A 25375-nucleotide genomic window follows, 5' to 3' on the forward strand; every position below is an offset into this window, starting at 1 on the left:
AATAATTCATCACTATTAAATCGTTATAAGCTTCTTTTATACAATATTTCATACAACAATATCAGCTTCTCGATTTTTTGCAACAGGACCCATTTTAATGACTTTAATAAGGATACGTATAGTAACGAAGAGACGATTCTATAAATACATAAGAATCGTCCTTTCGTTTTGCAAATGATGCATTAATATCAGTCTCATACTATTTTCATGGTATGGGTAAAAATAGTTTCTTTTTAACCTACGCTAAATTGTTATAATTTTTTTTGCTCTAGAGGCCAATTCCATATCATGTGTAACAAATATTATCGTTTTTCCATCTTCATTAAGGTCTTTTAATATATTAAACACTAAATCTCGATTATTGTTATCTAAATTACCAGTTGGCTCATCAGCTAAAATGTAGTCGCATTTTTTAATAAGTATTCTTGCTAAAGCGATTCTTTGTTGTTCTCCACCACTAAGCTCAAAAATTTTTTTCTTCTCATAATTAGGCAAATTCACTTTTTGTAAAGCTTCTTTTATTATTTTTCTTTTATCGATATTTTTTTGATATTCTAGGGCTATTAATAAATTTTTCTCTACCGTTTCGTTTTCCATTAAAGCGTAATTTTGAAATAGATAAGCTAATTTTTCACGTTGCAATAGTAAGGTTTGCTTTTTGTTTGGATTCATTTGTTCTTCTATAATTATATCTCCAGAGTCGCTTTGTTCTAATAAACCAATAATATTTAATAACGTCGTTTTTCCTTTTCCACTTTCCCCAACGATTGCGATGAAGTCTGTATCTTCAATCTTCAATGAGAAGTCTTTTAATACAACTTTATTACCAAATTTCTTATTTATATTCACTAATTCAATCATTACTAATGTTCTCCTTTTATGATAGCATTGAATGTTTGATTGCTTAATTTCTTATCAAAGAAATAGCTTATTAAAATTTCTAAGATTAGGATCAAAATACCTATAGAAATCACATAAGTATCAATAACATATATAGATACAGATATAATAGGTATAATATTTACTAATAACAATAAAGTAATCATAATTTTATTGCGCTTTATAGCGCTAAATCCAAATAACTGTTTAATATACAAATTGAACTTGTTTTTTTCATAGTAACTAGAAATAGTGTTATAAGTTATTAGAAAATTCGAGACGATTAATATGATCATTGCGATCAATAAATTTTCTTTTTCTGTTTTTAGGTTTTGAATTTCAAACGCTAAACGATCATATACTGAGGTGATATTTTGTATAGTTGATTGAGCCTCATTTTTAGTAATAGTAGCCCTTATACTATCGTATGGTTGCTCACTATTAGTTTTAAAATAAAATTCAGATGCAACATATGACAAATAAAAGGATTGATTGAAGATACCTGTATCAATAATTGCAATAGGATCTCTAATGAGATTTTTATCTTCCGCTTTTATAGTTGAATCATAAGTAAAATAATCTTGATTATTTTTTACATATATAATATTTATATTTAACTCTTGTTCTCTAGTATTATTTTTCTCTCTTCCTAGTTCCTCATTATAAATGTTATCAACTTCAACTTTTTGGAAATAAAAATGTTTTCTATAATTCTTATATATTTCCTTCTCATATTCCTTTAATTTTTCAGGCACTAATATATTCATAGTATTCGAATCATGAATAATTTGCTCTTTGATTGTTTTTTTAACTGATTTAATAGGATTATAAGATAAATAGTTTGAATTTATAGTAACACTATTTCCGGAAGGTTCTAACTTCGGATCCCCATTTTCATTATTTAAATCATAGATATACTTTCCATCTATTTTGTCATAATTTGACGTACTAATTAGAAAGCCACCATGTTGTTTTTCCATATCCAAGTAAAGGTCTTTCATTTTTTTGCTAATTTTTTCTTCCGCACCTAAATCGTCGCCCTTAGCGAAAGTAACTTGAGTTTTATAAATATGTTTAGTTTTTGACCAATTAGATAAATTATCTATCTTTTGATTGAGTTCATTCGATAGGATTTTCCAATGATACGTGGACAATAACATTACGACTATAAATAGAAATTTTAAAGTGAAATTTAATGTGCTAACTAATATATATGGCTTGTTACCTTTTATTTTTGAAACATTTATATTTCTAGTAAAGGCTACTATCGTAATTATTGTGATAGGTATAATTAAAATAAAACTCAATGTAATTGCTATAATCCAAAAAATACATGATAATTCAAAATAAAAATCTGTACTATCTGTAAATATACAATACATAATAAATAATACATAAATCATAAGACTTGATAGTATCATGATTTTCCCTAAATTAAAGATAAAGAAGCTAACTATTTTTTTTCTTGTATAGCCTAATGTTTGCATGATAGCTATATCTTTCAATCTACGAATGATATAGTGAATAATCGCAACAAAGATGCATAATACAATCAAAAATATACAAAATATTTGAAACCCATTGCTCTCAAGTAAATATATAAAATTGGCTTTATTTTCGCCAAAAATTTCTGTTTTAGCTACATTTTCATTTAGTTCTTTTAACATGGCATTTATTTTTTCTTTATCTTGAGTCGAGATATAGTACATACCACTTCCATCAAAATTTTCATCTGCACTTAAAGGTTGGATAGTTATTTTAGTTTTCGAATCTATTCTTTTTATAATACCAATTTGATCTGTGCTCTCAATTTCAGAAGTACTTATAAATTTGTTTGAATTTACTTCTGGAAACTTCCCTGATTTTAACTTGATATGGTTATTTAAACCAGTATCAGTTGTAAAAATATGTAAATCATTTTCTCCCGGGTATATGTATTTTGAAATATTCACATTATATTTCTTTGCTAAACTTTGTAAAAATTCAATGTAATTCTTAGTGTAACTTTTCTCTTCTTCAAAATTTAAAGTAATACTAGTTGTATTTTTATAGAATAACTGTTGTGTTTTATATTCTTTAAAAATATTTAAAGATAAAAATGCAGTTAATGCCAGCGTTGCTGCCATTAAAATAAAAATGATTTTTTTCATGCAAACACCTCTTAGAAAAATCTAATATCACTAATTATCTATATTCAAAAACAAGAGAAGTTTTTAAACTTCTCTTGTTTTTGAATATTATTTATTATCGTAATTCGCTTTATTTGTACCACTAGATGTCCATGTAGCTTTTGCTTTGCTAAATACATCTTTCTTCTGCCATTTTCCATCATTGTAGACGCCTTTTCCATTTGTAACTGTTGCTCTACCTTGTTTTGTATAATGTTTATATTCGGAAATGACGTTTCCATCTCTTTTTCCTCTAATCCAATACCCACCGTCTGCTTTACCAGACGTTACACCTGCGTATAACTGAGGTTTATTGCCAGAATTGTTTTCATCTGCTACAAATCCTTCAGTTATTGTGCTATCCGCTGTCACAATTTCGGACTTTCCAACTGTTTTTTCTGCGGCAAATACATTCATTGAAGCTGGAACTACTAAAACACCTGCAGCAATTGCACCGATAATAGCTTTTTTCATACTAATTCCCCATTTCTATCAGTTTATATTTTGTTAAGATTTTACACTAATGGAAAATATTACAATGTAAATTTACCATATCCTCATTTTTTTGTAAATAAAAAGTAAATTTTCAGTTTATAATAATTGTTTTTAATTCATTGTTCATATATTCATCTTTATTATTTTTGCGGGATCAAGAAAGGGTATTTTAAGATTTAAATGTTAGTTGAAATAATAACGCCTTTCAAATAAGTTAAGAGGTTTTATTATTATTTTATGAGAGAACAACAGCGAAAAAAGCAGTGAAATAGAAGTTTCTAGTAACAAATATTACTGTGGAAAATTTAATAATTATTGGTAATATTGGGATATACTTATATGTTAACATAATATAGGATTGTATTGTTATTAAAAATTAAAATATTCAAAATTAAAAAAAGATCAACTCTATTAAAGAGTTGATCTTTGTAGTGGAAGTAGTTTTTAATTGGACAAATTACCCTATGAAAAGAAAACAGTTCTGTTGCAAAAATAAAATACAATAACTTAACATGGCACAATAATATTTGGGACAGAATCCAATACATATTATTAAAATTAAGATAGTTCAAGTCGGCAGAAGACACCTTTAGGTGTCTTTTTTTTATGAATTTCAAGCCCACCTATTTCCGTAGGTGGACTACTTGTGATTTTACACAATTAAGTTATAGCAAAAGCATTTATATCGAAAGTAATTAAAATTAACTTTGTAACCCTAATAATCTCCATTGTTTTATTATCTTTTATTTTAAAATGAAGTCTTTTCCCTATACGTTCACTAATTACAATATTTCCAAAGGCTAATTTACGCAAATGTTGTACAATCAAATCCTCTGTAATTCTTGTTTGCTTACTTAAATCAAAAACTGACAACGATCTATATGTAATCAATTTACAAACAATTGATAAGCGAGTAGAATTCCCTAATAACCCTAAAACTTTTATATTTTCTGTATAGAAGCTAAAATCCATATGAAAAGCATGTAACAGATCTTCCAACCTCCTAAAATAAGATGAATATCAACCAAAATATCTTAACATAAAAATAGTGAAAAACCCAAAATATCCCAATTATTCATTAGGAAAAATAATACTTGAATGGGAGTCCAATACATATTCTTAGAATTAAAGTGATTCAAATCGGAGGAAGGAACCTTTGGGGTGCCTTTTTATTTATGGAGTTTATTAGAAAATATTTGAAATATAATACAGTAGATTATATTATTATGTGTGTATGATTTCTGGTTTTAAAAATTACAAAAATTAATAGGGGGGAAACAATAATGAAGTTAGGAAAATTAGCATTAATTGGGGCATTAACTTTTAGCGGTTTTACTGCAATAGAAATGAGTAAACCTACCTCACAAGCAGCTGCAGCTTACTCAGATCCACTTAATGATGATTGGGGATTTAAAACCATTGTGGATTTACAAAATTCAGAGGAAAGTACATATCAACCAGATTGGAAGATTAGGAATTTAATAACTGGTGATACATTTTACTTAACACAGCACTTTGGTAGAGAACATTTTGGTGCGCAAATGAAAATTTTTAAAATCCACACAAATGGTACCCTAGAACGATTCCAAACAATAGAACCAGAATTTATTCCTGGAACAGAAATTTGGCAAACCCCTATCACAGATAGCTATACAAGCGGTACTTATGTCGCTGCAATTAAATATCGTGGTGAATTCACGTATTCAAATCAATTTACAATCAATTAGGGATATAACGTGATCATTTATTTTTTACGAAACTCATCCTTTTGCTTCCGACGGCGACGAGGAAGCAAAAGGGTGGGTTTTTTGTTATCTTTTTCTAAAATTTGTTTCCTAAAAACATACGCAGACACTTCACGTACAATGGCTTTCACAAATTCTTTTAGAAGCTCAAACAAAAACTCCATAGGTATATTACCCCTTTCCTTCCAAATGGAAAGAAGGGATAACCAATCAAATTCACAATAAACAGTTAATCCTATTTTATTATACTAGTACAATCTCACCAATATAAAAAAGACCACCATTACTGGCAGTCCTTTTTTGGTAGTTTTAGAAATTAAATTATAACATATTAATATACAAATTATAAATATGCTTTTACAAAAGATACTATAAGTTTTTTATAATTCTTGATTTCTCAATTTTCATTGCATAATGAATTTTTCTATGAGTATTAACAACTAACATTAAAATTATCAATTCACTAGATTTTTAGAAAAAACTGGTTATCTATATAATTATTTGGTAAAATATAGATATAATTTAAGGGGTAAAGTTAATATAGATCAACTAAGTAATGCTAAGAAAATGTTTTATTGCATAAAAAAAAGGCTCCATTGCTGGAGCACTCAAAATAAACAAACGAATTAAAACAAGAAACAGACAATTTAACTATATAGATAAAACACAAATAAATCTATATATATGTAAAAATGCATATAAAAACTCTATTTATTGATGCTATAATAGGTTTACTCGATGATTGTTATATTTTTTTATGGTTTTTAAGCAATAAATACCTTCTTAACACCAAGTGTACAAGAAAAGAAGACATCTTAAGCGATGTCTTCTTTTCTTATATAATAACAAAACAATAAAATTAAGATGGTTCAAGTGGGAGGAAGGCACCTTTAGGTGTCTTTTCTTTGTCGAATTTGCCTAATAGGTGCAGCACCACATTTCTATCAAGTTAAAAATTTTTTCACCCAAAACAAAAAAACGAGCTGAATTCACATAAATAACTATGGAAGAAAACAAAAACTTGGGATTAAAGAACTTGTGATGTATGAATATATTGGCTGTTTTTATCCAGAAGGAGGAATGCTGATATGCAAGCATTTAAAGTTGGAAAATTAGTCACATTCGTTGCAATTATAATACTTCTTGTAGTTGCTATTTTATCTCCTTACAACTTATTTAAAAAGATTTATTTTATTATTGGTGTTCTTATTATTGGCGCAATTTCACTTGGTGCAAATAAATTCTTTGAACTGATACACAGTAAATTTAATAAGAAATGATATTACTTATGTGATAGGGAAATTCCCCTCTAAATCCTTAATGATTTAGAGGGGAATTTCTACAATATGATTTTACTGGATTACGTGGAACTAAATTAGCCCATCACCATATTGGTGGTGGTCAAGCTGTTTGTGTTCCGCTTCCACTACATCCTGGTTTTGGAGGGATTCATAACGCAGAAAAAGCGATTGAAGCATGGGGGAAAAGATGCAGGATATGTAGAAATGCTTCAGAAATTTATTGAACATCATACATTAGGCGGTAAATAAAAAAATGAAAAATGAAATGAAAAATTGTTTTGATAAAATAATTAGAGAGTGGCAAGATTGTAATAATTCATTGCCAAAATCTTTATGGATAGAAGAAGCAGAGGCTTTTATCTATGAAGGAGAACCAGATATAGAGGGATACGTATTCTGGAAACCGTTAGAAAAAAATATAATTCATGATTTTTCTAATATAGAAAAAGATTTGGGGATACAATTATATAATTCAATTAAAGAATATTATAATTCTTATTGGTTTTTAGACTTAGGAGGTAATTATTTAGGTTATGATTTTGAATTTAATTCTGTTATACCAGGAATTGAACTGCATGATTTTTATGTATCTTTACAAGGGTACCAAGGCGCACATGATAATCAACTGAATAATATTCCTATTGGTATGGAATTTAATGGTCTCTTGGTAGTTGTAGATAATGAAAATGGACAAGTAAAATTAGAAGCTTATGAAGGCGGAAGCTTCGAAGTAATCTGTGATAGTTTAGCAGAATTAATTTTAAATCTTTCATAATCAGGAACCTGGTCGAATACAACTTGTAGATTATCAGATACATCACGATACTGGTCATACAGGTGGATATAAAATTTGAGGAAAAGATAGGGCGGTTTATAATTATGAACAACATTACATGGATTAATGTAAGTGAGAAAAAAGTTACAGATGAACAAATTGAACAATTAGAAGAGTACTTTGGTATTAAATTTCCTAATGATTTTATTGAGTGTGTAAAGAAATATGATGGTGGCTATCCTACTCCAGATACATTCAATATTCCTAATCAGGATGAAGATTCACTTAATAACCTTTTAACCTTAGACTCTGAGAGAAAAATTTCTATGCTGCAAACATATAATAGTATAAAAGATAGATTGGTAGATAAAGTATATCCTTTTGCTAGAGACCCGTTTGGTAACCTTCTATGCTTTGATTACCGAAATAATCCTCAGTCACCAACAGTCGTATTTTGGGACCATGAGGAAGAAGAAATGGAAGAATCAATCTATCCTGTTTGTTCATCTTTTGCAGAATTACTTGATAGCTTATATGATTTTGAAGACGAGGACGAATAATTAATTATGAGTAACAAAAGTAAGACTTATGTGAATTACGCATAAGTCTTTTTAATATTATCCCCAAGTTAAGAAGATTGAGGGGGAAAATTCTCATGAATCTAGGGGAGCTAGTTTAAAAGAAATTAAAAGACAATTAAATATACCTAGATTTCAACACCCGATTAGTCAAAAAATGGTACCATTAACAGATAGTAATGGTAAAAGGATATTAAATGATAATAAACAGCCTATTATAACTCGAGAATTAACATATGAAGTAAAAGGTCAAAAAATTATAATTCAAGATCATTCAGAGGGTCATAAGTTTGGAGAAGGTGGAATTGGAGATCAGTCACCGCATCATAATGTAAGACCTGAATACAATACACGAACAGGACAGGTAGATCGTATGGAGGATCATTATTATTTTGAGAAGAGAAATAAAAAATAGGAAGTATAAAAATGATTGATCAATTTAAATTTTTAAATCCACAAGCGTTAATTAGTATTTTTGGGAAAATACCAAAGTTTGAAGAATCAGAGTTATTAGATGTGCGTCTTAAAAGAGATGGCCCTACTTTAGTTATTCAATTGATGACAAAGGAAAATGTTGAAAACAAGCCAAAAAGATGGGATAAGTGGGATGTAATTTATGTAGAGATATCTTTCTTTACTATTCATAATTTAACAATAAAAGGTTTAGGGACAGAAAATATAATTGATTATTTTGAAATAAATACGATAGAAGAAGGTTTATTAAGAATTAAGTGTAAGAATCAAATGTTAGTTGAGTGCTCGTTTGAATGGGCGAAGGTAGAAGGAGTAATCCCAGGCTTAATAGGATTACCGTAATTTTGATGGGAAGTAGATAGTTAATTTTTATAATATTCACATTTTAATGTTTTGGGGTTAAATAAGGAATGTATAAAGGACATTTGAAACGTTGATAGTGTTGCAAACATATGAAGCGGAAATTACTAAAATTAAGATACCTAATTATATACCTGTATTAGGTGATTATGATATAAGTTCCAAAGGTGAGATTGTAATAGGTGGGTATGGTTATAGATTCCGCAGGAGTTTCATTTAAGTTTGAGAAGGAAGCGAGATAATAGAATGCAAAAATTTTCAAAAATAGTTATATGTGTTGGTGCGTTAATAATGATTATACTGGGCATGATTGTACATGATACATGGAAGGATAGGATTTATTTTTCTTTAGCTGTACTTTTTGTTACCGTACTTTCTTTACTATGGAATATAGTTGCTCATAATATTATGGATAAATTTAGGGGGAGAGAATGAATAGTTATGAAACTTTTACTGATTGGAACAGTAGCGGGGTGGTTTAATTAACATGAAAAAAAGTCTAGATTTTAATAAGAAAGCTTTTGCACATTATATGGCTCTTTATCCTGTAAATGAAATAAGAGTCCACGTAATTGGTCTTGTCCTTTTGGGGGCAGATGTGTTTGTTCTTTTGCCTGCTTTTGCGAATCCTTTTCGATTACTCTATGTATATATAGTAACTCCTCCAGTTATTTTTTTAAATTTGTGGGCGATATGGATTGCTATCAATCCTCGGAAACGACAGTTACAATACACTCTATTTCGAGGAGTATATGGCGCCATATGTTCAGTCGGATTATTAGTTATAACTCAAAAATATGCTTATGAAGTGTTACAATTACAAACTCCCATCTATTTTATTCTTTCATTTGGTTTGTATAGTTTCGCTTTGTATCATTTTTATAAAAATCATATTGAAAAGCTTCAGGAACCAAGAAAAAAATCAAAATCATCGAAAGGAACTGGTGGTGTAAAAGTAGCAGCTATTGCAGCGGGATCGGGGCAGTTAATTGCTAATATAATTCTTAGCATTGCAACACAACAGATGGGGGCAATTGTATTTATGTGTGCATGCACAGTGTTTTCGTTTGCTTTGTTTTATATGATTATAGAACTCCATAAGTATTATTATTTACGGAAGCACATAGAAGTTGGAGGGAAAATACGTATAGGCTTTTAAGGAGAATTTGTTGGATTTCAAGTGTATAATCGCATTCTTCTTATGGAAGCCATTCACGAGACTTATAGCAATAAAAGATGTATAAGAGGAAGATTATATTCTAGTAAAACATCTGAAGGAATGGAAATTAGGTTTGTTCTTATTAATGATAAGATTATAACTGTTTATCCAATGTATTAAAGAATGTGAGGTACTCAAAATGAAAGTAACTACTCAGCCCATAGTTAAAAATACAAGACAATATAGAGGTAATTGCTAAGAAGCACTCCTCCTAAGTTTCAGATGGAATTAAATGATTGAATATTTATATTTAAATAACCGTCTATTTATGCTTTAATATTTCTATATACATAACTGGGATAATTAGGGATTTATATTTGATATGTTTTAAGAAAGGGGAATGTTTTTTTATGGAAACTCCAGAAAATCAATTTAAACGTGCACTTAATCCTTGGTTCTCCATTTGGACAAAATCACGTGATACAATGAAAGAAATTTTTATATCCAAACCTAAGAATGTGTTTTTACTCATTTTATTAGGCTCATTCGTACAGACTTTAGATCGAGCATCTTCTAAAAATGTGGCGGATTCAATAAGTAGTCCATTTTCAATAATCTCAATAGTTATATTCGGTACCTTCGTTGCTTTCTTAATTTATTATTTTTTGCTACCAGCGTTATTTAATTGGGTGGCAAAAAAACTTGGTGGACAAGGTACCTTTGAAAAAACACGTTACTCAGTTGCCTATTCTTATATCCCTTACGTTTATTCTCTTATATTAGTTTGGGTGCCTTCATTTTTCTTGTTTGGGATAGAAAACTTTACGAGTGAGACACCGGAAATGGATAGTAGCATAACTTTAACGATTTTGTTTATTATTTTTGCCATAATTGATATAGTTATTGCAATTTGGACAATCATTATTTCCTTAAAATGTTTAGGAGAAGCACAACAATTTTCAGCATGGAAAGCATTATTAACAATAATAGTGTCCTTTATGATTATCATTCTTCCTTTAGTAATAATAGTATTTCTTATAGTAGGGGTTACAACTTTTTAATCATTTATTTGCCTCTTATTTATCCAAATGTTTTCTACGCGCTGTTAGTAATTGTTACAGGGTGAACAACCACATGATTCGGATGTTCTACTTGGCGAAGCGTATGACCTATATGATCAAATTAATCGCCCGTTTTACGGCCTGTTTTTCTTATTATCAGTGTTAACAGGAATTTGTGAAGGCAACTTGAAAATCAAATATTAAACTATTAAAACCTTAGGAGAGCTGAGTAGATTGTCTTTGTTCGTCTCTTATTTTCCAATTGGAGGCTAATTATTACCAATTGGTTCTGTAGCTCTTATAGAAGAAATTAATCAACCTCTTATGATTTATGGAAGAAAGCAACAACAAGCGGATAATAAATTATGCGATTATGTTTCTTGTCCATATCCTCATGGTAATTTATCAAAAGAATATAATGTGTTTTTTAATCATAATCAAATAATTCATTTATTATTTAAGGGTTTCGAAACAGAGGATGAATTAGAATTAAGAAGTAAATTATCTGAGTTTTAGTGAAAATGGAGAAAATATAATATGGTTTTAGGAATTTCATATTCTGATATTTTTCGTATCATAATTATTGTTTTGTTTTTTTTTCATTTTTTGGAGATTGAATACTTGGTATAATAAAAAATATAATGTTCCTAAGGTTTTTCAATGGTTTCCTAGAAGATGGGGAAAAAGAAAAGTTTCAGAGCATTTGTCTCAACTAGATAAAAAGTTAGAAGCTGAAGGTAAAGGTATCTGGGTTACAATCTATGCTATTGATTTGTACATTGTAACTATTCCTTGTACAGTAAAAAAATATAAATCTTAATACATATATGTTTATAAAAAAGACCTTTTATTTTAAAATAAAAGGTCTTTTTTATGATGATTGAAATAGTAATTTTAAGTGAATTAAATTTGAAATGTATCAAGAATATTATCTTTTTCTTCTTTATTAATTCCAATATATTTCAGAGGGATGTGTGGTGTGCTATGGTTAAGAATTTCTTGTAACATAGCAACATCTTTTATTTGTTTATAGAACCAATAGCCGAAGGTTTTTCGCATGGTGTGAGTACCAATGGATTCTACATTGGCAAAATCTCCGGCTTTTTGCAATTGTCGATAATACGTGTTTTTTCGTCATACAAAAACCTCTACATATAAGTAGAGGTTTTTAAATTATATCTTAATGAATTATGCCTTCTTAGATAAAGTAAATCGAGTTCAGATAAACGAAGATTATAGAATACATAATTTTAACTAGATTTATTATTAACTAAACTATCCCCACCACCAAGCTCCGCCTCAATCTGCGAAGTCTTCGATGACTCATCCATACGCCAATACGTAATAAAGCTTATCGCGATACATCCGGCTACGTAGAAGTAGAATAGTGATTCCATTCCGATACTCTTCAGCCATAATGCGATGAACTCAGCTGTTCCGCCGAATATCGCAACTGTTAGTGCATATGGTAAACCTACGCCAAGTGCGCGAATTTCAGTTGGGAAGAGTTCTGCTTTTACAATTGCGTTAATGGAAGTGTAACCAGTAACGATAATGAGACCGACCATCATGAGTAAAAATGCTACGATTGGTTCTGTCGTTTTTTCTAGGAAGAAGAAGATCGGCGCTGTTAGTAATGTTCCGAGAATACCGAAAGCCATTAATAGTGGGCGTCGTCCGATTTTATCGGATAGTAGCCCTGCAATCGGTTGAAGTACGACGAAAATAAGTAGTGCGACAAAGTTAATCCAGCTTACAACTTCTTTTGGAAGGCCGACTGTGTTTACCATGAACTTTTGTAAATATGTTGTGTACGTATAAAATGCAACAGTGCCTCCTAATGTTAGGCCGACTACTGTTAATACTGCTTTCGGGTGTTTCATAAGCGCGCGAACGGTTCCTGCGCTTTCGCGTTTTTGTGATTTTATGTTTGAAAACTGCTCCGACTCATCCATCGTGCGGCGAAGCCATAATACAGCTACTGCGCCCATCGCTCCAATAATGAATGGAATACGCCATCCCCAAGCTTTCATATCTGGTTCGCTTAGTAATTGCTGAAGAACAATTTGAACGCCTAACGCAACCATCTGTCCAGCAACGAGCGTTACATATTGGAAACTTGAATAAAAACCACGGCGTCCACTACTAGCCATTTCAGATAAATATGTTGCGGAAGTTCCGTACTCTCCCCCGAGTGATAACCCTTGTAGTAAACGGGCAAGAACTAAAATAATTGGCGCCATAATGCCGATACTTTCGTAACTAGGTGTACAGGCGATAATTAAAGAACCACCGGCCATAACTGTAATCGAAAGCGTTAATGCTGCCCGGCGTCCGTGCCGATCCGCATAACGTCCCATTAATAAACTTCCGATAGGGCGCATTAAAAATCCAACTGCGAAAATAGCCGCAGTGTTCAGTAACTGACTCGTTGGATCTCCTTTAGGAAAGAACTCTGCTGAGAAGTAAACAGCGAAAGCAGAGTAAACGTACCAGTCATACCATTCAATTAAATTACCGACAGAACCTTTGAAAATATTGCCGGCGACTCGATTAGATTTTGCTTGAGCCATAATAATTCCTCCTCTTGCTTAGAAATAAAAGTTAAATATGAAAGCGTGTTCATTGTAGTTGAATTGTACTGTCTATAGAATGAAATCTCAATATTATGACAATTTTATTCTTTTTGTACTTTATGTACATGGAGAGTTTTAATAGTTGCTTCATTATTCGTTTTGTCATAATAATAGAAAAAGGAGATTGATAGTTTTGAATATTTTATCAAAGGATATGAAGTATGAAGAAATCACGCAAAGTGTCATTACAAACGAAAATAGTAAGCTTAATTATCGCGTTAATTTTATTTGTCGTTCTCCTATTAGCGGGAATATTTGTTTACATTCAGTCCGTTGATACGAAGCGCCAAGTGGAGCAGCTAGCACTGCAAACAGCGAAGTCGCTTTCTTTTATGCCAGCTATAAAAGAAGCTTTTCAAAATAACGAGCATAAAAGTAAGATTCAATCCATTGCGGAACAAGTTCGTGAGCAAGCTGGTGCGGATACTGTCATTATAGAAAATCGCTATGGGGTTATGTATTCCCATTCTAATTCTGAGTTGATTGGAACAAAGAGTAACAACCCGTATAACTATGAGGCACTTACTTTTGGTGGTTATTATACGCTCGAAGGAAATGGTGAAAGTGGTCCTGCTTTAATGGCGAAAGCGCCCATAATTGTTCATAACGGAGACTACGATCAAGTCGTAGGTGTTGTGACAGTAGAATTTTTAATAAAAGGTATCGAATCTAACATACTGAGCAGAACGAAAGAAATTATACTCTTTTCCTTAGCTGTATTACTAGCTGGAATTGTTGGCGGCATTCTTTTGGCACGTAGCATTCGGAAAGATACACTGGGTTTAGAGCCGAATGAAATCGCAGCGTTATACCGGGAACGAAGTGCGATACTACTATCTATAAAAGAAGGAATTATCGCCATTGATCAAAATGGTTTTATTACGATGATGAATACGTCGGCAGAAGAGATGCTACATGTAAATGATGATTATATGCAGCAGCACATTTCAAAAGTTTTACCAGAATTTAATATGGAAAGAGTGCTAGAAAACGATCAAGAAATCGCGTTTCAAGATAAAGTGTTTATTTTAAACATGACGCCGATACTCGAAAATAATAGTACGGTAGGCGTTGTATGTAGCTTTAGAGATAAAACGGAGCTGCAAAATTTAGTGAATACAATATCTGAGGTAAGAAAGTATTCAGAGGACTTACGTGCTCAAACGCATGAATTTACAAATAAACTTTTCGTCTTATCAGGATTACTTCAGTTAGGGCACTACAGAGAAGCGATTGAATTTATCCAGCAAGAATCTAATATTCATCAAAGCCAAAACCATATTTTATTCCATCAAATTCATGATGCGAAAGTACAAGCTGTTTTATTAGGAAAAATCGGAACGGCATCTGAGAAGAAAATCGATTTTCATATTGAAGGAGAGAGTACGCTTCATCCGTTATCAGACCATATAAAAGTTGCGCACCTTATTACGATTCTTGGAAACATAATCGACAATGCGTTTGATGCGGTGAGTGGGCAAGAGGAGAAGAATGTTTCCTTCTTTGTTACGGATATTGGACATGACATTGTGTTTGAAGTGATAGATAGCGGGATAGGGATACCAGAAGAAAAAATTACGACCATTTTTCAAAAGGGATTTTCAACGAAAGGAAATGATCGTGGTTACGGGCTAGCGAACGTAAAAGAAATGGTAGATGTACTAGAGGGAACAATTGAGATTCAAAACGAGAAAAATGGGGGAGCGATTTTTACAATTTACCTTCCGAAAACATTGAGAGAAAGTACATGACAAACAGGGGGATGGGCATATGTTGAAGGTTGCAATTGCAGAAGATGATTTCCGCGTCGCGCAAATTCAAGAGGAATTTTTATTAAAAATAAAGGATGTAAAAGTAATCGGAAAAGCATTGAACGCGAAAGAAACGATGGAACTACTACAAAAGGAAGAAATCGATTTACTTCTATTAGATAATTACTTACCAGATGGAATTGGAACTGACTTATTACCACAAATTCATGCTGACTTTCCAAATGTTGACGTCATTATGGTAACAGCGGCGAATGAAAACTATATGCTAGAAAAAGCAATTCGAAATGGCGTAAGCAATTACCTTATAAAACCGGTCACGTTAGAAAAATTCGTTCGCACCATTGAAGACTATAAAAGAAAGAAGCAATTATTACATAGTAACAATGAAGTAAATCAAGCACTCATCGATAACTTCTTCGGTATTTCGCAAACACAAGACATAAAAAACTTACCGACAGGTGTGGATCCGTTAACACTGCAAAAAGTGAAAGGGATTATAAAAGGATTTGAAGAGGGCATTACAATAGAAGAAATGGGAGAACAAATGGGGGCCTCCAGAACAACCGCAAGAAGATACTTGGAATACTTAGTAGCGACAAACGAATGCACAGTAGAGTACACATACGGCATTATCGGACGACCAGAACGAAAGTACCGAATAGGACGAGGACTATGAAAAAGCGATTATTACTATGTATATGGATCATGACAGGAGTAATAGCTGGTTGTTCTTCGGAAAAAACTCAAAAGAATACAGTAAACATAGACAAAGTAGAAATCGTTGCGCCAAATGTTCAAGGAGCAGGATGGGACTTAACGGCACGAGCAATGCAAAAAACGCTGACAGAAGAAAAAATCTTCACAAAACCAATCACTGTCACAAACAAAGTAGGTGGCAGCGGTGATGTCGGATGGAAATATACGAAACAAAAAGGCGGTCACGTACTCGCGATTAACTCAAGCTTACTTATAACGAACAACCTACTAGGCCACAGTAAACTAACATATAAAGACTTCACGCCGCTCGCAACACTTGCATCGGACTGGGAAGTCGTTGTCGTCTCGAAAGAATCAAACATAGAAAACGCAAAACAACTAATGGAACAACTAAAACAAAACAAGAAAAACTTCAAAATCGGCGTTGCACCAGGCCTAGGAAACGACGATCACCTATCATTCGTACAAGTAAGCAAAGCATTCGGCATAAACCCTGCCGAACTACAATTCTTCGTCTACGAAAACAAAGAAAAAATCATAAACGCCCTAACGAACAAACAAATCAGCGCCGCAACCATGACCCTATCCGAAGCCGAAAAACAATACAAAGCCGGCAAAATAAAAATACTAGCCGTATCCGCACCAAAACGACTAGACCGCCTACCAGAAATCTCAACATGGAAAGAACAAGGAATCAACGTCATATTCCAGCACTGGAAAGGAATTATGGGCCCGAAAGATATGACGGAGGAAGAGGTTGCTTATTGGGATGGTGTGATTAAGAAGATGGTGGAGAGTGAGAGTTGGAAGGGGATTTTGAGGGAGCGGGGTTGGGAGAGTTTTTATAAGGATAGTGGGGAGAGTAGGGGGTTTTTGGAGGAGTGTCATTTTAGGTATGAGGAAATGGTGAAAAAAGAGGCTTAAGAGGGAAGTATTCAATCAGGCTTTATTTTTGTAGTTACTTCTATATAATATAAAAGAGATGAGAGTGTTAGGCTAATTGTATTAAAAGGGCTAGATAGGGATAGATAAAATCTAGCTTACTGATTAAAAATATATTAGTCGTTAAAAGATATAAAAGGCATTTTTCAGTCTATAAAGTGTGGAAACATAAAGTATAGAGTTTCTGTGAGATTTAAGGAGGACATAATGAAGAAAAATATTTATGTTGTTGGAGCAGTAATTGTTCAAGATGAGAAAATTTTATGTGCACAAAGAGGACCATCTAAATCGCTACCTCTTATGTGGGAATTTCCAGGTGGGAAAATAGAAGAGGGAGAAACACCTCAAGAGGCGTTAAAGCGTGAAATTGATGAAGAAATGCATTGTAGCGTGCAGATTGGTGAGCAAATTGATTATACAGCCTATGAGTATGATTTTGGTATTGTTCATTTGAAAACTTTCTATTGTAAACTTGTTGAAGGAAGTCCGGTTCTAACTGAGCACGTAGCAATTAAATGGTTATATCCGAATGAACTAGCAGCTTTAGAGTGGGCACCTGCGGATATCCCGACTATTGAGAAATTATCAAAAGAATCGATTGTAAAGTAATTTGAAAAAAACTATTCGTTTTATACGGATAGTTTTTTATATTTGTAATAAATTTGCACTTTAAATCAGTGAGTAATACAATTAATATAAAAAATTGTCATAAATGGTGATCATATGGAGAATTTTATTCAAAAATTAGAGGGGTCTTTATATAAAGGGTTTATTGATCAAAAACATAATCATCCTGGAATATATAAGCCGAAATTATTAGTAAACAATACGAAAAAAAATGAAAATGTTTTAAGCTCATTATTGGAGGAGCTAGAAAATAGTACATCTTTTATTTTCTCAGTAGCTTTTATTACAGAAAGCGGGCTAGCGACTTTAAAATCACATTTCCTTGATCTTAAACAAAAAGGGGTTAAAGGACGTATATTAACATCTACATTCTTAAACTTTAATACACCAAAAGTGTTTAGAGAGTTAATGAAACTTGAAAATGTAGAAGTAAGATTAACAAATTTATCTGGTTTTCATTCAAAGGGATACATATTTGATAATAAAACACATTGTTCATTAATTGTCGGTAGTTCAAATCTAACTGCACATGCTTTGAAGGTAAACTATGAATGGAACGTTAAGTTAACATCGCATGAAGATGGAGAGATTGTACAGCATTTTAAAAACCAATTTGAAGAAGTTTGGGAGCATTCTCAAGTATTAACCGAAGAGTTGATTGCAAATTACGAAACAATATATGAGCAAGCTGCAGAAAATAAGTTACTAGATCGAGTTATAGAATTACCTGGTCAATATCACAATTCAATTGAAGAAGCTTTGAAAATTACCCCAAATAAAATGCAACAAGCTGCGTTACAAGAAATACAAGCTATTCGAGACGCCGGAAAAGAAAAAGGCTTAGTTATCTCTGCAACAGGAACGGGGAAGACATATCTTTCAGCATTTGATGTCAGAAATTTTGCACCTAAACGGATGTTATTTATTGTTCACCGAGAGCAAATATTAAATAAAGCGAAATCCGATTTTCAAAAAGTTCTTGGTGGGATAGATGAGGACTTTGGAATTTTATCAGGGTCAAATAAACAAATAAATGCTAAATATTTATTTGCGACGATCCAAACCATTTCAAAAGAAGAAAATTTACAGCAATTTGATCCTGGGTTATTTGATTATATTTTAATAGATGAAGTTCATAAAGCAGGTGCTGGTTCTTATCATAGAGTTATTGATTATTTTAAACCGAAATTTTTAATGGGAATGACCGCTACACCTGAACGTACAGATAATTTTAATATTTATGAGCTATTTGATTACAACATTGCTTATGAAATTCGATTGCAAGAAGCACTTGAAGAAGATATGCTTTGTCCTTTCCATTATTTTGGAGTAACTGATTTTGAATATAATGGTGAAAAGATAGATGACACTACTGTTTTATCTAAACTTGTTACGGAAGAACGAGTAGATCATATAGTTGAAAAAGTAAAATATTATGGTTTTTCTGGTGAGAAAGTAACAGGACTAATGTTTTGCAGCCGAAAAGATGAGGCAGAACAATTATCACATGCCTTAAATAATAGAGGTTTTCGCACATTTGCATTAACCGGCGATCATTCCCAAGAGGAAAGAGAACTGCGGGTGAATCAATTAGAAAATGGCATACTGGATTATATTTTAACAGTAGATATTTTTAATGAAGGTATTGATATTCCGAGTGTGAACCAAGTTGTTATGTTGAGACAAACTCAATCAAGCATTATCTTTATACAGCAGTTAGGGCGTGGACTTCGAAAACACGATTCGAAAGATTTTGTTACGATTATTGATTTTATTGGAAACTATAAAAATAACTATTTAATTCCGATTGCCCTTTCAGGAGATAGATCACAAAATAAAGATAATATACGTAGATATACAAATGACACGAGTTATATTAAAGGTATTTCAACAGTTAACTTTGAAGAGATAGCGAAAAAGCAGATCTTTAAAGCGATTAACAATAGTAATTTAACAGCAATGAAAGTATTGAAGGAAGCTTTTGCTGAGTTGAAAAATAGAATAGGAAGAACTCCATATCTATATGACTTTATAGTAAACCATTCTATTGATCCAGTTGTACTTGCAGAAGGATATTCGAACTATTATCAGTTCTTATTGAAAATGAAAGAAGATGTCCCTGCATTAACAGAGTACGAAAATAAAGTTTTAACGATGTTTTCATTGGAAGTATTGAATGGAAAACGTAAAAACGAAATCGTTTTGTTAGACTTATTATTAAAGCAAGAAAAAGTTGATAAGGATGAGTATATAAAACAACTTGAAGAATCTAATTGCTTAACAGATGATGAAACGATTACTTCAGTACAACGAATTTTTGAATTAGAGTTTTTCTCACAAAACAGTCAAAAGAAATATGGAGAAAAGCCAATTCTCTCTTTACAGGACGATAAGATGTATATGTTTAATGATTCTATCCGAAAAAGCTTAGAACAAAATCAATACTTTAAGCGTATGGTTATGGACATTATTAAAAGTGCAAGGAAAAAGAGCAAAAACTATGAGTGTGATAGTAACCTTACTGTATATAAAAAATACTCAAGAAAAGATGTGTGTAAACTTTTAAATTGGCATAATGACGAGAGCTCAACTATGTATGGTTATAAGACAAAGTACTATACTTGTCCAATATTTATCACATACCATAAAAATGATGAGGTAGAATCCAGTGTGGACTACGGTGATGAATTCCTTAATCAAGATGTTCTTAAATGGTATACAAGAAGTAATAGAACATTAAAATCAAAGGAAGTTCAAACAATTATTGATGCTAAAGAAAATAATATTGACGTCCATATTTTTGTGAAAAAAGATGATGACGAGGGAAGCGACTTTTACTATTTAGGAAAAGCGACACCTGATAAAGCAAGTGTAGAACAAACTGAAATGAAAGATAAAAATGGAAAAGAACTACCTGTTGTTACGATGAATATGATTATGGAGAAATCAATTGATAATAAGATCTATGATTATATAAAGGACGGTAATGTTTTGTAGGTATATTAAATTTTTAATATCTTTATGTTTCTAAAATTATTAAGCGAATATAGATGGGGCTGTATCAAAATGACATCGGAGTATGCTTTTGATATGGTCTTTTTTATTGGAATTTAATATGTTTTTTATTAGATTTGTGGATTCATTTAATTGGTTTAAGTAGAATGTGGAGATGGGTCTTTCTAATCGAAGTAAACCGATAACTAGCCCCTCCTAAGCCCCTTACAAGCCCCTACCAAGTAATAAATCACTAAGAAAAAACATAACAAAACAAAAACACCAACAAACACCGTAGTAGGAGTCGAAAAAAATTTTGAAATAATACGCCAAAAACCCTGCCATCCTCCCATATATATTATGAAGGGGCTTTTACTTTTGAACGGAGACGGGAGGAACTTTGATGGCGGTGTATCGTACTGTGCAGGTGAATTTTTGGCAGGATGATTTTGTTTTGGATTTGACGCCGGAGGAGCGGTATTTTTATGTGTACTTGTTGACTTGTTCGAAGACGACGCAGTGTGGGATTTTTCCTTTTCCGAAGCGATTAGCTGAGATGGAGACGGGTTATAACAGGGAGACTGTTGATAAGCTTGTGCAGCGCTTCATTGATTATGGGAAGATTCTTTATGATGCGGATACGCGGGAGTTATTCGTTTTAAATTGGCTTCGTTATAATCCTGTGACGAATACGAATGTGGAGAAGTGTGTGCTTCGTGAGCTTAAGGGTGTGAAGAATAAGGAGTTTGTACATATGTTTCTTCAGAAGTGCGCTGAGGAAGAGCTAAGTGTTCCGATGCTTTTAGCGCATTTCGGTATGCCTGATGATTTGACTGTGGATGATGTTGAGCCGATTTGTGAGGAGACAGAGGAAGAAGAGGTTATAGAGGAAGAGACGGGAAGTCGCGTGTTTTCTTTTTATGAGCAACATTTCGGTAGTTTGTCTCCGCATACTGTGGAGGAACTGAGTGCGTGGATGGAAGATTTGTCAGAGGAGCTTGTGCTGAAGGCTCTTCAAATTGCGTTTGAGAATAATAAGCGGACGGTTGCTTATGTGAAGGGCATTTTGAGAGGGTGGCACGGGAAAGGTTTTACGAAAGTTTCTGAAGTTGAGGCGGATACGGCGAGCTTTAGGAAGAAGGAGTCGTCTGTTAGTACGGGGGAGACGGAGGAGTTTTTGGCGAGGTGTGAGGAGTGGGAGAAGAATGCGCCGTCTGAGGAAGAGTTGCAGCGCTTTTTAGCGGAGCGCGGGTGGCGTCCATGAGTATTCAAAATGTGGAGGCGGAAAAGACGGTATTAGGTTCTCTACTAATTGATGGAGAGCTTATTAAGGAGTGCCGTTTGACGGAGCAGTATTTTTCTCTGTCGGTGCATAAGTCTATATTTCAGTTAATGCGAAAAATGGAAGAAGAGGGGCAACCGATTGATCTTGTGACGTTCATTTCTAGGGTAGATCCGAAGTTTTTAGAGGGGATCGGGGGAATGGAGTATTTTATAGGGTTAATGGATGGTGTGCCTACAACTGCCAACTTCTCTTATTATGAGGGGCTTGTTCGAGGTGCCTGGAAAATGTATCAGGCGGGTGTTCTCGGGCACAAGATGGGAGAGCGTCTTATTGCGGAGAAGAATGAGAAGATTATTGGTGAGACGATTACGGCACTTTGTGAGTTAGAGGAAAAGGACTGCGTATGTGAGTTTGATTTGAAAGATGCGCTAGTTGATTTATATGAAGAGCTTCATCAAGATGCGAAAGAGATTACTGGTATTGAGACGGGTTATACATCGCTCAATAAAATGACGTGTGGACTTCAGGAAGGTGATTTTGTCGTTCTTGGTGCGCGTCCTTCTATGGGGAAAACTGCTTTTGCGCTAAATGTTGGAATGCATGCGGCGAAGTCTGGATCGGCGGTTGGATTGTTTTCATTAGAGATGAGTAATAAGCAATTGTTAAAAAGGATGGCGTCTTGCGTAGGTGAGGTGTCAGGAGGTAGGCTGAAAAATCCGAAGCATCGTTTTGCGATAGAGGACTGGGAAAAGGTGAGTAAGGCATTTGCGGAGATTGGTGAACTGCCATTTGAGATTTACGATAACGCAGGTGTTACGGTGCAAGATATTTGGATGCAAACTCGTAAGTTAAAGAGGAAGCATGGGGAGAAAAAACTTTTAGTCATTGTAGATTACTTGCAGCTTATTACGGGCGATCCGAAACATAAGGGTAATCGATTTCAAGAGATTAGTGAGATTTCTCGTAAGCTTAAGGTATTGGCGCGTGAATTAAATGTTTGTGTAGTGGCGTTGTCGCAATTGTCTCGTTCGGTAGAAGCACGTCAAGATAAGCGACCTCTTTTATCTGATTTAAGAGAGACAGGACAAATTGAGCAAGATGCGGATGTCATTATGCTTATGTATCGAGAGGATTATTATGATAAGGAAACGATGCAGAAAGAGATGACAGAGATTCATGTGGCGAAGCAACGGAATGGGCCTGTGGGGAGTTTTAAATTGAGGTTTTTGAAGGAGTTTGGGCGGTTTGTGGAGATTGGATGATAAAATAGAAGAAGGCATATAAAAAGGTAAAGGAGTGGTTACGGATGACAAAAGTAGGTCGTTTATATGAGCAAGAGAAGCAAGAAGAAATTGATAAAGCACTTTCGGCAGCTGGAATGCTCTTTAAAGGAATGAGTGTAGAAGAAATAGCTGAAAAATTAGATGTAACAATTGAAAAGGTGAAAGAGTGGGAGAAGCGTTTATCCGATTAAAAGGGGCGATATTCAGTGTTGCTCTTTTTTTTATTATCCATGACATAATATGACAAATTTTGGTTGGGTTATTTGCTAAGATAGGCTTGGAAATCTTACATTATAGTTAATAGGGGGATTTGAAATGTTAAAAAAACTAGGGGTATTGGTTTTAGGAAGTGCTGTAGCATTAAGTTTAGTGGCATGTGATGATGCTACTAAGGAAGCTTCTAATGAGAAAAAAGAAGAGCCGAAGCAAGAAACGAAGAAAGAAAATAAAGAAAGTAAAAAGAAAATTTCAGCAGCTGACGTAGAAGCTATTAAAGTAGGTGATTCTTTAACTGGTGCGGGTGGGGAGAAATACGAAGATGTGGTCGCAAAGTTTGGAGAGCCGGATAATAAAGCGGAGTCTCAAGCTGGGGATATTAAAATGATTATTGCTAGCTGGACAAAAAATGTTAATGGTGACCTTGGAGCGAATTTTAATGTTACATTTACTGAAAAAGACGGACAAAAACTTGCTACGAGTAAAGCACAAATGGGAATGAAATAAAGGAAGGATAGGGGATTCAAAATGAAACGTACAACAGAATTTGTATTAGGACTTATTGGTGGTATTTTCGGTATTTTATGTGCATTTATTGCTTTATTTATAGGTGGAGTCGCTTCTGCTATGGAGGCAGAAGGAGCGAGTAATGTAATTGGTTTAGGTTGGGCAGCGGTCGCATTATCAATTCTAGGTATCGTTGGATCAGTTATGGTAAAAAGCAAAGCAAAAGTGGGCGGGGCTATGATGACAATCGCTGCAATTGGAGGATTTATTTGTATTTCTTTCATTTATATTTTACCTGCAGTTTTACTATTAATCGGTGGGTTAATGGGAATCTTTCGTAAAGAGAAAGTGGCAGTGTCTGCATAAATCAACATGTTAAAAATAGCCGACTATTTACTATATAATAGTCGGCTATTTTTATAAGGAAAAGTTGATAGGTTTAATACGCAAATTTTTTGATTTGCTCTTGAATATACTTCTTATTTCCCCATAAAGAAAGATCTTCTCTCTGCCGTAATCCATTGCTGCAAGTCATCTTGGCTACGTCGGACAATTCGATTTACTAAAACATCATGCCATACGTAATCCTCTAGCAAGTATATATGAACGGGGTCATCTGTATAAAAAGCAATATTACGCTCTTCAAGTGATGGTCCATAAATCATTTCTTTAGAATCTATCGATACAATAAACCAATGTTCTGTAGACAAGGTTTCTGTATAAGGGGTTATGCGATGGGCTTCTAGATTTTTAATGGGATTTTCAACATGTAGGGTAATACCTTGTATTGTAACTTTATCAGCTACTTCAGATAGATCTTCTTTTAACGCTTCATACATCTCATCCCACATTGAAATGACAATACGTCGTTCTGCTTTTTTTATTAATGCCTGACAATAGCTAATGATTGTTTTATTGTCTTTTAAAGTAATCACTCGATTATCCGTTTTTTCCTCGGAAGTTTCTAGTTTTTTTAATGAATCACTTATTCCTTCATAAGTAGACTGCCATTCTGATTGCGCCTTCTGTAAAAAGATTTCAACAGGTAGAGGTGAATAGCGAGTAGTGTCATTTATTTCTTCTTTCATGACAATTCCTTTTTCTACAAGGTTACCTAAAATCTCATAAATTCGCGCTCTTGGGACACCCGAATCCTTACTCACTTGATAGGCTGTGACAGGCCCCTGTTTAACAAGAGATACATAAGATTTAGCTTCATATTCATTAAAACCAATTTTTTTAAGCTGTTGTACGATGTAGTCCACTTTTTCGTCCTCCGATGTTTGCTTTTATCCCGCTTTAACGGGCAGCCCGATGGGTGAGGGCTGATAATCAGTGGAGGATGAACAAAACCCACCACTGATTAAAGTTTCACTTTATATTTCAACGTTACAATAACTC

At 33.2% G+C, this 25375-nt stretch carries 27 protein-coding genes and 4 pseudogenes; 23 read left to right on the forward strand and 8 right to left on the reverse strand.

Annotated features, from left to right (window positions below; all coding sequences use genetic code 11):
- Nucleotides 1-243: 243 nt before the first annotated feature.
- The 4 genes from BAQ53_RS04260 to BAQ53_RS04275 all read right to left on the reverse strand — a co-directional run bounded on the left by BAQ53_RS04260 (nucleotide 244) and on the right by BAQ53_RS04275 (nucleotide 4514).
- On the reverse strand, nucleotides 244-861 hold the full coding sequence (locus BAQ53_RS04260; RefSeq protein ID WP_000571715.1) for a putative bacteriocin export ABC transporter: 618 nt from the start codon (nucleotides 859-861) through the stop codon (nucleotides 244-246).
- A gap of 2 nt (nucleotides 862-863) precedes the next feature.
- On the reverse strand, nucleotides 864-3029 hold the full coding sequence (locus tag BAQ53_RS04265) for a DUF1430 domain-containing protein (protein WP_208906512.1): 2166 nt from the start codon (nucleotides 3027-3029) through the stop codon (nucleotides 864-866).
- Between the two features lie 87 nt (nucleotides 3030-3116).
- Nucleotides 3117-3521, reverse strand: coding sequence for a lactococcin 972 family bacteriocin (locus BAQ53_RS04270; protein WP_000709112.1), 405 nt, complete (start codon nucleotides 3519-3521; stop codon nucleotides 3117-3119).
- Nucleotides 3522-4202: 681 nt separating this feature from the next.
- Nucleotides 4203-4514, reverse strand: a complete 312-nt coding sequence (locus BAQ53_RS04275; protein WP_000347620.1) for an ArsR/SmtB family transcription factor — start codon at nucleotides 4512-4514, stop codon at nucleotides 4203-4205.
- A 311-nt stretch (nucleotides 4515-4825) separates the two neighbouring features.
- Between BAQ53_RS04275 and BAQ53_RS04280 the strand changes: the two genes are divergently transcribed.
- Nucleotides 4826-5269: a DUF5065 family protein gene (locus BAQ53_RS04280; protein WP_086411029.1), complete on the forward strand. Its 444-nt coding sequence runs from the start codon at nucleotides 4826-4828 to the stop codon at nucleotides 5267-5269.
- Nucleotides 5270-5286: 17 nt separating this feature from the next.
- On the opposite strand, the gene BAQ53_RS04285 is transcribed toward BAQ53_RS04280, so the two are convergent.
- Complete coding sequence (locus BAQ53_RS04285) at nucleotides 5287-5451, reverse strand: hypothetical protein (protein ID WP_208906513.1); 165 nt, start codon at nucleotides 5449-5451, stop codon at nucleotides 5287-5289.
- A gap of 838 nt (nucleotides 5452-6289) precedes the next feature.
- Here BAQ53_RS04285 and BAQ53_RS26415 point away from each other — a divergent pair.
- The 12 genes and pseudogenes from BAQ53_RS26415 to BAQ53_RS04340 all read left to right on the forward strand — a co-directional run.
- Nucleotides 6290-6364, forward strand: a pseudogene (locus BAQ53_RS26415) (DUF4176 domain-containing protein); the annotation flags it as partial.
- An 11-nt stretch (nucleotides 6365-6375) separates the two neighbouring features.
- A complete protein-coding gene (locus tag BAQ53_RS04290; RefSeq protein ID WP_001147552.1) occupies nucleotides 6376-6567 on the forward strand; it encodes a hypothetical protein in 192 nt (63 codons plus the stop codon).
- A 107-nt stretch (nucleotides 6568-6674) separates the two neighbouring features.
- A pseudogene (locus BAQ53_RS26145) lies at nucleotides 6675-6812 on the forward strand (hypothetical protein); the annotation flags it as partial.
- A 29-nt stretch (nucleotides 6813-6841) separates the two neighbouring features.
- Nucleotides 6842-7363 carry a SecY-interacting protein Syd gene (locus tag BAQ53_RS04300; protein WP_208906514.1) on the forward strand — a complete coding sequence of 174 codons (522 nt, stop codon included), beginning with the start codon at nucleotides 6842-6844 and terminating at the stop codon, nucleotides 7361-7363.
- A pseudogene (locus BAQ53_RS04305) lies at nucleotides 7359-7442 on the forward strand (HNH endonuclease); the annotation flags it as partial. The gene BAQ53_RS04300 and the pseudogene BAQ53_RS04305, both read left to right, overlap by 5 nt.
- A 25-nt stretch (nucleotides 7443-7467) precedes the next feature.
- On the forward strand, nucleotides 7468-7923 hold the full coding sequence (locus tag BAQ53_RS04310; protein ID WP_208906515.1) for an SMI1/KNR4 family protein: 456 nt from the start codon (nucleotides 7468-7470) through the stop codon (nucleotides 7921-7923).
- Nucleotides 7924-8098: 175 nt separating this feature from the next.
- The gene (locus BAQ53_RS04315) at nucleotides 8099-8356 is read left to right on the forward strand and encodes an HNH/endonuclease VII fold putative polymorphic toxin (RefSeq protein WP_061883827.1); all 258 of its coding nucleotides are present in this window, start codon (nucleotides 8099-8101) and stop codon (nucleotides 8354-8356) included.
- Nucleotides 8357-8367: 11 nt separating this feature from the next.
- On the forward strand, nucleotides 8368-8757 hold the full coding sequence (locus tag BAQ53_RS04320; RefSeq protein WP_016078029.1) for an immunity 50 family protein: 390 nt from the start codon (nucleotides 8368-8370) through the stop codon (nucleotides 8755-8757).
- A 505-nt stretch (nucleotides 8758-9262) separates the two neighbouring features.
- Nucleotides 9263-9934 (forward strand): hypothetical protein, encoded by a 672-nt coding sequence (locus BAQ53_RS04325; RefSeq protein ID WP_208906516.1) that lies wholly within the window; start codon nucleotides 9263-9265, stop codon nucleotides 9932-9934.
- A 410-nt stretch (nucleotides 9935-10344) separates the two neighbouring features.
- A complete protein-coding gene (locus BAQ53_RS04330; protein ID WP_208906517.1) occupies nucleotides 10345-10995 on the forward strand; it encodes a Yip1 family protein in 651 nt (216 codons plus the stop codon).
- 324 nt (nucleotides 10996-11319) lie between these two features.
- Nucleotides 11320-11511, forward strand: a complete 192-nt coding sequence (locus tag BAQ53_RS04335; protein WP_000639126.1) for a DUF4176 domain-containing protein — start codon at nucleotides 11320-11322, stop codon at nucleotides 11509-11511.
- Nucleotides 11512-11608: 97 nt separating this feature from the next.
- On the forward strand, nucleotides 11609-11815 hold the full coding sequence (locus BAQ53_RS04340; protein ID WP_001999199.1) for a hypothetical protein: 207 nt from the start codon (nucleotides 11609-11611) through the stop codon (nucleotides 11813-11815).
- A gap of 83 nt (nucleotides 11816-11898) precedes the next feature.
- Here BAQ53_RS04340 and BAQ53_RS04345 read toward each other — a convergent pair.
- Nucleotides 11899-12114, reverse strand: a pseudogene (locus BAQ53_RS04345) (site-specific integrase); the annotation flags it as partial.
- Between the two features lie 131 nt (nucleotides 12115-12245).
- Nucleotides 12246-13568, reverse strand: a complete 1323-nt coding sequence (locus BAQ53_RS04350; RefSeq protein WP_208906518.1) for an MFS transporter — start codon at nucleotides 13566-13568, stop codon at nucleotides 12246-12248.
- Between the two features lie 224 nt (nucleotides 13569-13792).
- Here BAQ53_RS04350 and BAQ53_RS04355 point away from each other — a divergent pair, with 224 nt between their 5' ends.
- The 10 genes from BAQ53_RS04355 to BAQ53_RS04400 all read left to right on the forward strand — a co-directional run bounded on the left by BAQ53_RS04355 (nucleotide 13793) and on the right by BAQ53_RS04400 (nucleotide 24340).
- Nucleotides 13793-15382: an ATP-binding protein gene (locus BAQ53_RS04355; protein ID WP_208906519.1), complete on the forward strand. Its 1590-nt coding sequence runs from the start codon at nucleotides 13793-13795 to the stop codon at nucleotides 15380-15382.
- A gap of 19 nt (nucleotides 15383-15401) precedes the next feature.
- Nucleotides 15402-16079, forward strand: coding sequence for a response regulator (locus BAQ53_RS04360; protein ID WP_098286042.1), 678 nt, complete (start codon nucleotides 15402-15404; stop codon nucleotides 16077-16079).
- On the forward strand, nucleotides 16076-17044 hold the full coding sequence (locus BAQ53_RS04365; protein ID WP_208906520.1) for a tripartite tricarboxylate transporter substrate binding protein: 969 nt from the start codon (nucleotides 16076-16078) through the stop codon (nucleotides 17042-17044). The genes BAQ53_RS04360 and BAQ53_RS04365 overlap by 4 nt, the downstream gene beginning before the upstream one ends.
- Before the next feature lie 225 nt (nucleotides 17045-17269).
- Nucleotides 17270-17671, forward strand: coding sequence for a (deoxy)nucleoside triphosphate pyrophosphohydrolase (locus tag BAQ53_RS04370; protein ID WP_000739608.1), 402 nt, complete (start codon nucleotides 17270-17272; stop codon nucleotides 17669-17671).
- A 114-nt stretch (nucleotides 17672-17785) separates the two neighbouring features.
- Entirely contained in the window at nucleotides 17786-20686 is a 2901-nt protein-coding gene (locus tag BAQ53_RS04375; RefSeq protein ID WP_000427029.1) for a DEAD/DEAH box helicase, read from the forward strand.
- Nucleotides 20687-21086: 400 nt separating this feature from the next.
- On the forward strand, nucleotides 21087-21947 hold the full coding sequence (locus BAQ53_RS04380; protein ID WP_000312171.1) for a DnaD domain-containing protein: 861 nt from the start codon (nucleotides 21087-21089) through the stop codon (nucleotides 21945-21947).
- The gene (dnaB, locus tag BAQ53_RS04385; protein ID WP_000027296.1) at nucleotides 21944-23230 is read left to right on the forward strand and encodes a replicative DNA helicase; all 1287 of its coding nucleotides are present in this window, start codon (nucleotides 21944-21946) and stop codon (nucleotides 23228-23230) included. The genes BAQ53_RS04380 and dnaB overlap by 4 nt, the downstream gene beginning before the upstream one ends.
- 44 nt (nucleotides 23231-23274) lie before the next feature.
- Nucleotides 23275-23442: a hypothetical protein gene (locus BAQ53_RS04390; protein WP_000169782.1), complete on the forward strand. Its 168-nt coding sequence runs from the start codon at nucleotides 23275-23277 to the stop codon at nucleotides 23440-23442.
- Nucleotides 23443-23566: 124 nt separating this feature from the next.
- Entirely contained in the window at nucleotides 23567-23974 is a 408-nt protein-coding gene (locus BAQ53_RS04395; RefSeq protein WP_000914239.1) for a DUF3862 domain-containing protein, read from the forward strand.
- A gap of 21 nt (nucleotides 23975-23995) precedes the next feature.
- Nucleotides 23996-24340: a DUF4064 domain-containing protein gene (locus tag BAQ53_RS04400; protein ID WP_000831854.1), complete on the forward strand. Its 345-nt coding sequence runs from the start codon at nucleotides 23996-23998 to the stop codon at nucleotides 24338-24340.
- Between the two features lie 113 nt (nucleotides 24341-24453).
- Here the strand turns inward: BAQ53_RS04400 and BAQ53_RS04405 are convergent, their stop codons facing one another.
- Complete coding sequence (locus BAQ53_RS04405; protein ID WP_000384584.1) at nucleotides 24454-25239, reverse strand: TrmB family transcriptional regulator; 786 nt, start codon at nucleotides 25237-25239, stop codon at nucleotides 24454-24456.
- Between the last annotated feature and the right edge of the window lie 136 nt (nucleotides 25240-25375).

Source organism: Bacillus sp. B25(2016b) (assembly GCF_001679765.1).
GTDB lineage: Bacteria > Bacillota > Bacilli > Bacillales > Bacillaceae_G > Bacillus_A > Bacillus_A thuringiensis_K.

Coding starts and splice junctions, on each gene's coding strand:
- BAQ53_RS04260 (WP_000571715.1), bottom strand. CDS start 861: ATGATTGAATTAGTGAATATAAATAAGAAATTTGGTAATAAAGTTGTA.
- BAQ53_RS04265 (WP_208906512.1), bottom strand. CDS start 3,029: ATGAAAAAAATCATTTTTATTTTAATGGCAGCAACGCTGGCATTAACT.
- BAQ53_RS04270 (WP_000709112.1), bottom strand. CDS start 3,521: ATGAAAAAAGCTATTATCGGTGCAATTGCTGCAGGTGTTTTAGTAGTT.
- BAQ53_RS04275 (WP_000347620.1), bottom strand. CDS start 4,514: ATGGATTTTAGCTTCTATACAGAAAATATAAAAGTTTTAGGGTTATTA.
- BAQ53_RS04280 (WP_086411029.1), top strand. CDS start 4,826: ATGAAGTTAGGAAAATTAGCATTAATTGGGGCATTAACTTTTAGCGGT.
- BAQ53_RS04285 (WP_208906513.1), bottom strand. CDS start 5,451: ATGGAGTTTTTGTTTGAGCTTCTAAAAGAATTTGTGAAAGCCATTGTA.
- BAQ53_RS04290 (WP_001147552.1), top strand. CDS start 6,376: ATGCAAGCATTTAAAGTTGGAAAATTAGTCACATTCGTTGCAATTATA.
- BAQ53_RS04300 (WP_208906514.1), top strand. CDS start 6,842: ATGAAAAATGAAATGAAAAATTGTTTTGATAAAATAATTAGAGAGTGG.
- BAQ53_RS04310 (WP_208906515.1), top strand. CDS start 7,468: ATGAACAACATTACATGGATTAATGTAAGTGAGAAAAAAGTTACAGAT.
- BAQ53_RS04315 (WP_061883827.1), top strand. CDS start 8,099: ATGGTACCATTAACAGATAGTAATGGTAAAAGGATATTAAATGATAAT.
- BAQ53_RS04320 (WP_016078029.1), top strand. CDS start 8,368: ATGATTGATCAATTTAAATTTTTAAATCCACAAGCGTTAATTAGTATT.
- BAQ53_RS04325 (WP_208906516.1), top strand. CDS start 9,263: ATGAAAAAAAGTCTAGATTTTAATAAGAAAGCTTTTGCACATTATATG.
- BAQ53_RS04330 (WP_208906517.1), top strand. CDS start 10,345: ATGGAAACTCCAGAAAATCAATTTAAACGTGCACTTAATCCTTGGTTC.
- BAQ53_RS04335 (WP_000639126.1), top strand. CDS start 11,320: ATGATTTATGGAAGAAAGCAACAACAAGCGGATAATAAATTATGCGAT.
- BAQ53_RS04350 (WP_208906518.1), bottom strand. CDS start 13,568: ATGGCTCAAGCAAAATCTAATCGAGTCGCCGGCAATATTTTCAAAGGT.
- BAQ53_RS04355 (WP_208906519.1), top strand. CDS start 13,793: ATGAAGAAATCACGCAAAGTGTCATTACAAACGAAAATAGTAAGCTTA.
- BAQ53_RS04360 (WP_098286042.1), top strand. CDS start 15,402: ATGTTGAAGGTTGCAATTGCAGAAGATGATTTCCGCGTCGCGCAAATT.
- BAQ53_RS04365 (WP_208906520.1), top strand. CDS start 16,076: ATGAAAAAGCGATTATTACTATGTATATGGATCATGACAGGAGTAATA.
- BAQ53_RS04370 (WP_000739608.1), top strand. CDS start 17,270: ATGAAGAAAAATATTTATGTTGTTGGAGCAGTAATTGTTCAAGATGAG.
- BAQ53_RS04375 (WP_000427029.1), top strand. CDS start 17,786: ATGGAGAATTTTATTCAAAAATTAGAGGGGTCTTTATATAAAGGGTTT.
- BAQ53_RS04380 (WP_000312171.1), top strand. CDS start 21,087: ATGGCGGTGTATCGTACTGTGCAGGTGAATTTTTGGCAGGATGATTTT.
- dnaB (WP_000027296.1), top strand. CDS start 21,944: ATGAGTATTCAAAATGTGGAGGCGGAAAAGACGGTATTAGGTTCTCTA.
- BAQ53_RS04390 (WP_000169782.1), top strand. CDS start 23,275: ATGACAAAAGTAGGTCGTTTATATGAGCAAGAGAAGCAAGAAGAAATT.
- BAQ53_RS04395 (WP_000914239.1), top strand. CDS start 23,567: ATGTTAAAAAAACTAGGGGTATTGGTTTTAGGAAGTGCTGTAGCATTA.
- BAQ53_RS04400 (WP_000831854.1), top strand. CDS start 23,996: ATGAAACGTACAACAGAATTTGTATTAGGACTTATTGGTGGTATTTTC.